Genomic DNA, 9,254 nt, shown 5'->3' with positions numbered 1-9,254 from the left:
TTGTGTCTTTGTCTCGTCTTACCCCAGGTGCCCACTCCCCACCCCCCCAATCGGCGGGCCGGGGCGGCGGGGGGCCGGGGCCCCGCGCCCCCCGGCGCGGGCCCCGGCCGGCCCCGGCAGGCGCGGCAGGTCCACACCGAACTCGGTCCGGTAGGCGTCGAGCAGCTCCGCCCCGGCCAGTTCCCGCTCCGACCGCTCCCCGGCGGCGGAGGTGACGATCAACCGGCTGCCGCTGAGCGTGCTGCGCCCGCCGTCGGCGGTGAGGCGGGAGCACATCGGGGCCCGCCGGAAGTGCGACCGGGGCCAGGTGGCCTGCCACCAGCAGGTGGGCGCGAAGTCCGCCAGCGCGTACGGACGCAGGTCCAGCCGGTACTGCGGCTGCCCGTCGAGGAGCACGTCGAGCTGGTCCTCGTACGGCCGGACGGTGAAGACGCCCGCCGGGTCGTGCTGTTCGCCCCGCTCGTCCAGCCGCAGCGGGTAGCGGCTGAAGCGGCCGAAGCCGACGTCCGCCAGCCACACCTCCGCCAGGTCCACCCGCAGCGCCATGTGGTCGAAGGGCGGACCGGCCCGCTCCGGGCCGAACACCTGGGCCGCCAGCCGCGACACCCGGAAGCCCAGCCCCTCCAGCAGCGCGGCGAACAGGCCGTTGAGCTCGTAACAGAAGCCGCCCCGGCGGCCGGTGACGACCTTCTCGAAGAGCGCGTCCGGGTCGAGGACGATCGGTTCCCCGAGATGGATGCTCAGGTTCTCGAACGGCACCGCGCGCAGGTGCGCGTCCTGGAGCGCGGCCAGCGCCGCGGCGTCGGCCCGCTCGGGCCGGTCGAGCCCGAGCCGGCCGAGGTACGCCGCGATCTGCGCCTCGGAAAGCGCCGCGGGCGGGCCGGCGGTCATCGGCCCGCGGCCTCGCGCCGCTGCCGCTTGGCCAGCGGCGCCAGCGAGAGGTCCTGCGCCTGCGAGCGCAGGCGCTTGTAGCCGTACCCCCGCCCGGTCAGCCACTCCTCGGCCGCGAGCTCGGCCCGCGCCGTGGCGTCCAGGATGTCCTCCTCCGCCTCACCCGTGTCGACGAACCGGAAGGCGAAGAAGTCCCCCCGCGGCAGGTCGTAGGTGAGGTGCCCCTCGGGCCGGTACTCGGTGTAGAGGATGTCGTGCTCGGCCGCCTCGGCCAGCAGCTCGGCCCGCTGCTCCCCGGTCAGCGCGTCGAAGGAGCCGCGGACGGTGATGCGGAAGGTGCGGTTGCTCATCCCGCCAGGCTAGATCCGCCTGCGTCGCCCGCGCATCCGGGTTTCCGCCGGGGCGCCCCGCGGGCTACTGGGCCGCCGCGCCGGAGGGGACGCGGAAGGCGGCCGGGTCGGGGTAGGTGGCCTTCTCGGCCAGCAGCACGCCTTCGATCTCGGCGCGGCAGGCCGGCTCCAGCGCGTCGATCGTCAGCAGCAGGTGCAGGGCCTCGACCGTGGGGTCGAGCAGCGGACGGGCCATCCGGGCGCCGCCGCCGGCGATGCCGGGGACCGTCAGGGCGAGGTCGCCGCCGCGGTGCGGGAGTCCGGCCGTCGCGTAGCCGAGCGCCCGGGCCAGCTCCGCGAGGAACCGGCGGGCGCCGCGGGCCATCTCCTCGGCGCCCTGGAGCGTCTGCACCGTGCCGCCCGCGACCTGGTAGTCCTCGCCGCTGCGCTTGACGCCCTGGGAGCCGTGGGCGGCCAGGGCCTCGTCCAAGAGCCGGCCCGCCTCGTCGACCGCCTTCATCGCCACCACGAGCTCGTCGGTGTTCAGCTCCCGTGCCACACTGCCTCCTGATCCGGATCCGTCGCCCCCGACCGTAGGGCGTCCGGCCCGGCGGGGATAGATCCGTGACCGACCCGGAAGGATTTGTTCCGTAACCTGTCGGCCACCTGCCCGGAGCGGTCCGGACGACGCGGGCATTTAGGGTGGCCCCATGACTGTGCTCGTGTACGAAGACTTCGGGACCGGACGCCACCGCGAGGCCTCCCTGATCAGGCACGCCCTGGGCAGCACCCACGACGAGGAGCTGATCGCGGGCCTGGCCGGCGGGGTCGGCTTCATGTACTTCGTCTTCGAGTACCCGGGCCGGCTGCCGCTGCCCGCGATCATCGCCCAGGCGCACCCGGAGCCCTGGGTCCAGGTCGCCCTCGGCCGCCTCGGCGTGCCGTACGAGGCCACCCGCGCCATGAACCCGCGCTGGGGCCGGGTCCGGGCCGCGCTGGACGCGGGGCAGCCCGCCTTCTGCGTGGTGGACCGCGCCGCCCTGCCATGGCGGGAGGCCGCCGAGAACGCCGAACTGACCGGCACCGACGCGCACACCGTGGTCATCGCCGGCTACGACGGCGACGACCTGCTGGTCGAGGACGGCGCGCCGACCCCGTACCGGATCGACCGCGAGGAGTTCGGGGCCGCCTGGACCGCGCACCGCAAGGGCCGCCACCAGCTGATCGTGCCCACCGGCCCGGCCGAGGGCGAGCCGGACGTGGCCGGGGCGGTGGCCGCCACGGTCCGGCACCTGACCGGGCCGGTGCTGGGGAACGACTTCGACGAGAACTTCGGCTTCACCGGCATGGCGAAGCTCGCGGCGCAGCTGCGCGACCGGGACGGCGGCACGGGCTGGGAGCAGCGCTTCGGCCGCTCCCCGGAGGCCTTCCGGACCGGCACCCGGCGGCTGTACTCCGGCCTGGAGGAGGAGTGGACCGCCCCCGGCGCCACCCGCCCGCTGTACGCGGACTTCCTGGCGAGCGTCGGGCACGCCGAAGCCGCCGACCTCTTCCGGGAGTCGGGCCGCCACTGGTCCCGGCTGGCGCGGCTGGCCAAGGAGGTCTCCGGGGACGCCGGCGCCGAGGCGCGCCGCGAGTTCTTCGAGGCCTGCGCCGAGCAGCTGGACCGCAGCCTGGACCTGGAGCGGCGCGCGGTGGACGCGCTGGAGAAGTAGCCCGCTGGGCGCGGCCGCCAGGCCGGCCGCGCCCACCGCAACCGCCCTACCGGGTGCGGTCGTTCAGTCCCGGGCGGGCAGCACCAGCGGGACCGCGGTGCGCGGGTGCGGGAACACCTCGACCGGGTGCCGGTAGACCCGGCTCAGCAGGTCCGGCCGGAACACCTCGGCCGGGGGACCGCAGGCCGCGACGCGGCCCTGCGCCAGCACCACGGCGCGGTCGGCGTACGCGGCGGCCAGACCGAGGTCGTGCAGGACCACCACCACCGCCCGGCCCGCCGCGGCGCGCTGCCGGCACACCCCGAGCACCAGCTCCTGGTGGCGCAGGTCCAGGGCGCCGGTCGGTTCGTCCAGGAGCAGCAGCGGCGCCCGCTGCGCCAGGACCCGGGCCAGCGCGACCCGGGCCTGCTCGCCGCCGGAGAGGGCGCCGAAGGGCCGGTCGGCGAAGCCGGCGGTCTCGGTGACCGCGAGCGCCTCGGCCACCGCCTCCTCGTCCTCGGCCTCCTGTTCCGTGCCGCCCCAGGGGGCCCGGCCCATCCGTACCACCTCCTCGACGGTGAACGGAAAGGCCAGGGTGTTGGCCTGGGGCAACACGGCACGCCGCAGCGCGAGTTCGGCGGCCGGCCAGCGGCCGGCCGGTCTGCCGTACAGCAGCAGTCCGCCCTCGTCGGGTACCAGGTCGGCGGCCAGCACCCCCAACAGGGTCGACTTTCCGGCGCCGTTGGGCCCGACCAGGGCCAGCACCTCGCCCGCGCGCACCTCGACGTCCACCCCGGCCAGCACGGCCCGCGGCCCCCGGCGCAGCCCCAGCCCGCGGGCCTCGGCCAGGACCGTGCCGGGCGGGCAGGGCCCGGGCGGGCGCCGTCGGGAGCGCGCCGGGGCGCCGCCGGTGGCCGACCTGAGCGCGGCGAACGGGTTCCTCATGCCCAGCCTCCCTGGGTGCGACGGGTGCGGCGCAGCAGCCAGAAGAAGAGCGGGCTGCCGAGCAGGGCGGTGAGCACGCCCAGCGGCAGTTCGGCGGGCGGGGCCAGGGTCCGGGCGGCGAGGTCCCCGCCGAGCAGGACGAGGGCGCCGCCGAGGGCGCTGCCGGTGATCAGGAAGCGGTGGCCGGGTCCGGCGGCCATCCGCAGCAGGTGGGGTACGACCAGGCCCACGAAGGCGATGATGCCCGAGACCGCCACCGCGGCGGCCGTGAGCAGCGCGATGACCAGGACCAGCACCAGCCGCAGCCGTTCCACGTCCACGCCCAGGTGGCGGGCGGGCCGCTCGCCGAGGGCGAGCAGGTCCAGCCGGCGGGCCGCGAACGGCGCGGCGGCCAGGCCCAGGAGCGCGCAGGGCAGCACGGCGAGCACCTTGCTCCAGTTCGCCTGGGCCAGCGAGCCGAGCTGCCAGAAGGCGATCTGGTTGACGGCGGCGCTGTCCGCGAGGAAGACGAACAGCCCGATCAGCGCGCCCGCGAAGGCGTTGACGGCGATGCCGGTGAGGATCAGGGTGACCACCTCGCTGCGGCCCCCCGACCGGGAGAGGGCGTACACCAGCAGGACGGTGGCCAGCCCGGCGGCGAAGGCGCAGGCGGTGACGGTCCAGGGGCCGAGGAAGGTGAGCCCCAGGGAGATGCAGCCGACCGCGCCGACGGCGGCGCCCGAGGAGACCCCGATCACCCCCGGCTCGGCGAGCGGGTTGCCGAAGACGCCCTGCATCAGGGCCCCGGCGCAGCCGAGGGCCGCACCGACCAGCAGGGCCAGCACGATCCGGGGGAACCGGACGTTCCACAGCACCGACTCCGCCACCCGGTCCAGGGGTGCGCCGCCCAGGCCCGCCTTGTGGCGCACCGAGGCGAGGACGTCGGCGGCCGGCACGTGGTAGGCGCCCAGCACGGCGGCGGCCAGGGCCAGCGCCGTCAGCCCGGCGGCCATCACGCCCGTCAGCAGCCAGGCCCGGCGCCGGTACCGGGCCGCACCGGACAACGGCCCACCGGTGGGGGCGGGTTGGGCGGGTGCCGGTTCGGGGGCGGTCTCCAGGGCGGTCACCGGCCGGTCCCCCCGCCCGGCTCGGCGTACAGCTGGTCCATCAGGGTCTTCAGGACGCGGTCGGTGCGCGGGCCGTAGTTCAGCAGCACGCCGTCCTCGACGGTGACGATCCGCCGGTCCAGTCCGGCCGGGGTCTGGGCCACGCCGGGCAGCCGGACCAGTCCGTCCACCCCGCCGACCGAGACCAGGCCCTTGGTCATCACCAGGATCGCGTCGGGCTGCGCCCGGGCCAGGGCCTCGGCGGTCATCGGGGTGAAGTCCTTGGTGAGCCCGGCGGCCGCACCGGCGTCCACGCCCCCGGCGGCCTCGATCAGCGAGGTGGCGCCGGAGCCCCGGCCGCCGATCAGGTAGACCGCCGCCGAGCCCCGTACGTACAGGAAGGCCACTCGGGGCCGGTCGGTGGGGGCGGGGGCGGCGGCGCGGACCGCCGCGATCCGGTCGGCGGACCGCTGCGCCAGGGCCCGGCCGGCGCCCGGGACCCCGAGTGCGGCGGCCACCGCGCCGATCCGGCGGCCCACGTCCGGCAGTCCGGTGGCGGGGGCGACGACCAGGACCGGCACCCCGGCGGCGCGGATCTGCTCCACCGCCTCGGCCGGTCCGGTGGTGCGCTCGGCCAGCACGAGGTCGGGCCGGAGGGAGAGGACGCTCTCCGCCGAGACGTCGTGGTTGCGGGTCACCACGGGGAGCCCGGCCGCCTGGGCGAAGGTGGCCGTGATGTCCCGGGCCACGGCCCGGGATCCGAGCCCGAGGGTGAAGACGATCTCGCTCAGGCTGCCGGAGAGCGGCACGATCCGGTCGGCCCGCCGGACGGTGACCCGCCGGCCGTCGTCCGAGGCGACGGTGACGGGCAGGACCGGGTGCGGGGTGCCGGGCAGCGGTTCGACCCGGTCGGCCACCGCGGGCCCGGTCCGGGCCGCGGCCCGGCCGGACCCGTCGCCGCCCGGGCCGCCGCAGCCGGTCAGTACCGGTACCAGGCCCAGGGCGCCGGCCAGGGCGAGGGCGAGGAGGCGGCCGGAGCGCCGGGTCCGGCCCGCCGCGGGATGTCGGGTACGCACGAACTGCACCGTCCTGTCGTCGAGATGGCATGCGGGTCCGCGGGAAGAGCGGCCGGAAAGGGGCTCTTCAGCGCGAGTCTGACTTAGGTTAGCCTTACCTTAGCGATTCGTCGCCGGTGGTTCCGGCCGTTCCGTGCTGCCCCGCCCTGCCCGCTCCCCCGGGCGGTCCGGACCGCCCGGAGCGGCCGCACCGCCGCCCCGCCTCCGGCCCCCAACCCGCCTCGCGCGGACCGCCCTACGGAGCCCGCATGCCCCTGCGTCCACCCCGGCCCCACCTCGTCCGGCGCGCCGTCCGCGCCGCCGCGGTCTTCGTCGCCCACGTCTCGGTCCTGTTGGCCGTGCTGCTGCCGGCCGGCACGGCCCAGGCGGCCGAGCGCCCGGTCCAGGGCGGCCGCCTCGACTGGGGCGTCAAGGCCTCCTTCCAGTCGTACGTGACCGGGCCGGTGGCCAAAGGGGGCTTCGCGCTGTCGGGCGGCGCTGCGACGGTGGGGGAGAATCGTTTCCGCTTCCACTCGGCGGCCGGCTCCTACGACGCGGCCACCGGCGAGTTCACCGCCGCCTTCCGCGGCGGGGTCCGCTTCACCGGCCACCGGGCAGCCGACGGCTCGTACCGGCTCGACCTCATGCTGAGCCGGCCCACCGTGCGCATCGGCGGCGGCCGGGCCGTGCTCTACGCCGACCTCCGCTCCAAGGACAAGACCACCGGCACCCTCACCACGGCCCGTCAGATACCGTTCGCCCGCCTTGGGTTGGCCGGTATCGACATGCGCGGGGGCGGCTCGGTCGTGACCCTGCGGGAGCTGCCGGCCACCCTCACGGCCGAGGGGGCGCGGGCCTTCGCCGGCTACTACCCGGCCGGCACCCCGCTGGACCCGCTCAGCCTCTCCGCCGACGTCACCGCCGGCGCCCGGCCCGGCACCACCGCACCCCGGCCGTCGGGCACGCCGGCCGGCCAGGCGCCCGCCGCCGGGCCGCTGCGGGACGGCGCCGTCGACTGGGGGGTCCGGCGGACCTTCCGCGAGTACGTCACCGGGCCCGTCACCGGCGGCCGTTGGACACTGGCCGACGGCGCCCAGGACGGCGGCGCGCTGTTCCGCTTCCCGCGCGGCGCCGGCGGCTACGATCCGGCGAAGCGGCTGCTGACCGCGCAGTTCGCCGGCGCGGTCCGCTTCACCGGCGACCACGGCCTGGACCTCACCCTCGCGGCGCCCCGGGTCCGCATCGAGGCCGGCCGGGGCACCCTCAGCGCGGACGTCACCGCCGCCGGCACCCGGCGCACCGCCGTCCCCCTCGTCACCTTCTACGCACCCCGACTGACCCCGGTCGCCGGGCTGGTCGCGGTCACCGAGGCCCCCGCCCGCCTCACCGCGGAGGGCGCCGCCGCCTTCGGCGGGCGCTATCCGGCCGGCACCGAGATGGATCCGGTGACCGTCTCCGCGGCGCTCACCGACACGGCCCGGTTGCCGGCCCTGCCCGACCTCGGCCGGGACGCCGCTGCCACGCCCGCCGCCGCGACCGGCGGCCCGGTCCCGCGGCCGAGCCTCGCGGCGGCCGGGGCCCCCGCCCCGCCGGGCGCCGGGAGCGGACTCGCCCTTCCGCTGGGCATCGCCGCCACCGTCCTGCTGCTGGGCACCGCGACCGGGTACGCGGTCCTGCGGGGCCGCCGGTCCGGGGCCGCCCGGGCCGCCGGCGATCAGCCGCCGGCCACCACCTGACCTCCTCCTCCCGTTCCCTCCTTTCCTCCTCTGTACTCCGTCCTGTCAGCCGTCCCGCAAGGAGTCCGCACCGTCATGCCCGTTTCCACCACCCCCGCCACCCCCGTTGGTACCCCGCGCCGGCGCCGTCGTACGGCCGCGGTGACCGGGGCCATCGCCACCGCCCTCGCACTCGGGGCGGTCGGGGCCCTGCCCGGCCCCGCCGCGGCCGCCGAGACGCCGGTCAAGGACTATGACCTGACCTGGGGCGTCAAGGACTCCTGGCGGTCCTACGTCACCGGCATGGCGGCCGGCAGCTTCACCGCGAGCGGCGGTGCCACCCAGGCGAAGGGCAACGGCCCCTTCACCTTCAGCGGCGGCGCCGGCACCTACGACACGAACAGCCACGCGCTGAAGCTGGCGTTCAAGGGAACCGTCCGGGCCGTCTCCGCCGCGCACGCCTTCGACATCAAGATCACCGATGTCACCTTCCGGTACGACGGCGCCAAGGGGACCATCACCGCCGACGTCACGAAGAACGGCGCCGCCCAGAACGACGTTCCGCTGGCCACCGTCGCCGTCAGCCGCTCGATGAAGGACATGGCCACCACCCTGACCAAGCAGGCCGCGGACGCGCTGGGCAGCCCCGGCTACGCGGGCGCCGCGGGCTCCCCGCTCACGGTCGCCCCGCACGGCGCCACCCCGCAGCCCAGCACCTCGCCCAGCACCCGCCCCACCACCGGGCCCACCCCCTCGCCGACCGCGGGCACCCCCCGGCCCACCCCCTCCGCCTCGCAGCGGCCGGCGGCCAAGGGCCGGATCCTGGACGGCACCCTGGGCTGGGGTGTCAAGAAGTCCTTCCGCGACTACGTCAAGAACGGGCCGGCGGCCGGCCGGATCACGGTCTCGGGCGGCGCGAAGCAGGCCTCGGACAACGGTCCGTTCACCTTCGTCAAGGGCGCCGGGCGCTACGACACCGGGGCCGACACCGTCTCGGCCCGCTTCAAGGGGACCGTTCGCTTCCGCGGCCACCGGAGCGGTTCCACGTATGGTCTCGACCTCGCCCTGACCGACCTGACGGTCACGCTGCAGCGCGGCAAGGGCACCCTGACCGCCGACGTGACCAGCCTGGGCAAGCGCAGCGAGGACGTTCAGCTGGCCACGCTGAAGGCGGCCTCGCCGAGCGTGGTGGTGAGCCGGGGCCGGATCTCCCTGCCGGGGGTGAAGGCGACCCTGACCAAGGCCGGGGCGGCGGCCTTCGGCGGCTTCTACCCGGCCGGCACCGCCCTCGACCCGGCGGGCCTGGGCCTGTCCCTGACCTCGGGATCGACCGGCGGCACGAGCGGCGGTACCAGCGGCGGCGCCGACGGCGGTACCGACGGCGGCGGTTCGGCGGGCGGCGCGGCCGCCTCCGGTGGCTCCGCCGGCGGTGCCACCACCGGCGGTGCCGGTACGACCGGCTCCACCACGGGCGGCGCGAGCGGCGCCCTCGCGGTCGCCGGCGACCTGGCCGCGACCGGCTCCACCGTCCCGGTCGGCC

The 9,254-nt window shown here is 76.7% G+C and carries 9 protein-coding genes; 3 read left to right on the top strand and 6 right to left on the bottom strand.

Features of this window, described 5'->3' with window-relative positions; all coding sequences use genetic code 11:
• Positions 1-18: 18 nt before the first annotated feature.
• The 3 genes from AB0O40_RS36780 to AB0O40_RS36770 form a co-directional block, all read right to left on the bottom strand.
• Positions 19-891, bottom strand: a complete 873-nt coding sequence (locus tag AB0O40_RS36780; RefSeq protein ID WP_365050444.1) for an arylamine N-acetyltransferase — start codon at positions 889-891, stop codon at positions 19-21.
• Positions 888-1,241: a DUF6204 family protein gene (locus AB0O40_RS36775; RefSeq protein WP_365050442.1), complete on the bottom strand. Its 354-nt coding sequence runs from the start codon at positions 1,239-1,241 to the stop codon at positions 888-890. Before AB0O40_RS36775 ends, AB0O40_RS36780 begins: the two co-directional genes overlap by 4 nt.
• A 64-nt stretch (positions 1,242-1,305) precedes the next feature.
• A complete protein-coding gene (locus AB0O40_RS36770) occupies positions 1,306-1,779 on the bottom strand; it encodes a hypothetical protein (protein WP_365050440.1) in 474 nt (157 codons plus the stop codon).
• 151 nt (positions 1,780-1,930) lie between these two features.
• On the opposite strand from AB0O40_RS36770, the gene AB0O40_RS36765 reads away from it, so the two are divergent.
• Positions 1,931-2,935, top strand: a complete 1,005-nt coding sequence (locus AB0O40_RS36765) for a BtrH N-terminal domain-containing protein (RefSeq protein ID WP_365050438.1) — start codon at positions 1,931-1,933, stop codon at positions 2,933-2,935.
• Positions 2,936-2,998: 63 nt separating this feature from the next.
• Here AB0O40_RS36765 and AB0O40_RS36760 read toward each other — a convergent pair whose 3' ends face one another.
• The 3 genes from AB0O40_RS36760 to AB0O40_RS36750 are packed head-to-tail and all read right to left on the bottom strand — an operon-like array spanning position 2,999 to position 6,020.
• A complete protein-coding gene (locus AB0O40_RS36760) occupies positions 2,999-3,859 on the bottom strand; it encodes a heme ABC transporter ATP-binding protein (RefSeq protein ID WP_365050437.1) in 861 nt (286 codons plus the stop codon).
• Entirely contained in the window at positions 3,856-4,902 is a 1,047-nt protein-coding gene (locus AB0O40_RS36755) for an iron ABC transporter permease (protein ID WP_365050446.1), read from the bottom strand. Before AB0O40_RS36755 ends, AB0O40_RS36760 begins: the two co-directional genes overlap by 4 nt.
• 59 nt (positions 4,903-4,961) lie before the next feature.
• Positions 4,962-6,020: an ABC transporter substrate-binding protein gene (locus AB0O40_RS36750; protein ID WP_365050435.1), complete on the bottom strand. Its 1,059-nt coding sequence runs from the start codon at positions 6,018-6,020 to the stop codon at positions 4,962-4,964.
• 248 nt (positions 6,021-6,268) lie between these two features.
• Here AB0O40_RS36750 and AB0O40_RS36745 point away from each other — a divergent pair, with 248 nt between their 5' ends.
• Together AB0O40_RS36745 and AB0O40_RS36740 are read left to right on the top strand one after the other, a co-directional pair.
• Positions 6,269-7,735 carry an HtaA domain-containing protein gene (locus tag AB0O40_RS36745; protein ID WP_365050433.1) on the top strand — a complete coding sequence of 489 codons (1,467 nt, stop codon included), beginning with the start codon at positions 6,269-6,271 and terminating at the stop codon, positions 7,733-7,735.
• A 75-nt stretch (positions 7,736-7,810) separates the two neighbouring features.
• On the top strand, positions 7,811-9,254 hold a 1,444-nt coding region (locus AB0O40_RS36740), incomplete at its 3' end, for an HtaA domain-containing protein (RefSeq protein WP_365050431.1).

Origin of the sequence: Streptomyces sp. NPDC089919 (assembly GCF_040684615.1) — a bacterium.
Classification (GTDB): Bacteria; Actinomycetota; Actinomycetes; order Streptomycetales; family Streptomycetaceae; genus Streptomyces.
The sequence above is the reverse complement of the archived record's forward strand: the minus strand, read 5'-3'. Positions and strand labels throughout refer to the sequence as shown.

Bases quoted from the DNA above. Each gene is read 5' to 3' on its own strand.
- AB0O40_RS36780 (WP_365050444.1), bottom strand. From the start codon at position 891: ATGACCGCCGGCCCGCCCGCGGCGCTTTCCGAGGCGCAGATCGCGGCG.
- AB0O40_RS36775 (WP_365050442.1), bottom strand. From the start codon at position 1,241: ATGAGCAACCGCACCTTCCGCATCACCGTCCGCGGCTCCTTCGACGCG.
- AB0O40_RS36765 (WP_365050438.1), top strand. From the start codon at position 1,931: ATGACTGTGCTCGTGTACGAAGACTTCGGGACCGGACGCCACCGCGAG.
- AB0O40_RS36760 (WP_365050437.1), bottom strand. From the start codon at position 3,859: ATGAGGAACCCGTTCGCCGCGCTCAGGTCGGCCACCGGCGGCGCCCCG.
- AB0O40_RS36745 (WP_365050433.1), top strand. From the start codon at position 6,269: ATGCCCCTGCGTCCACCCCGGCCCCACCTCGTCCGGCGCGCCGTCCGC.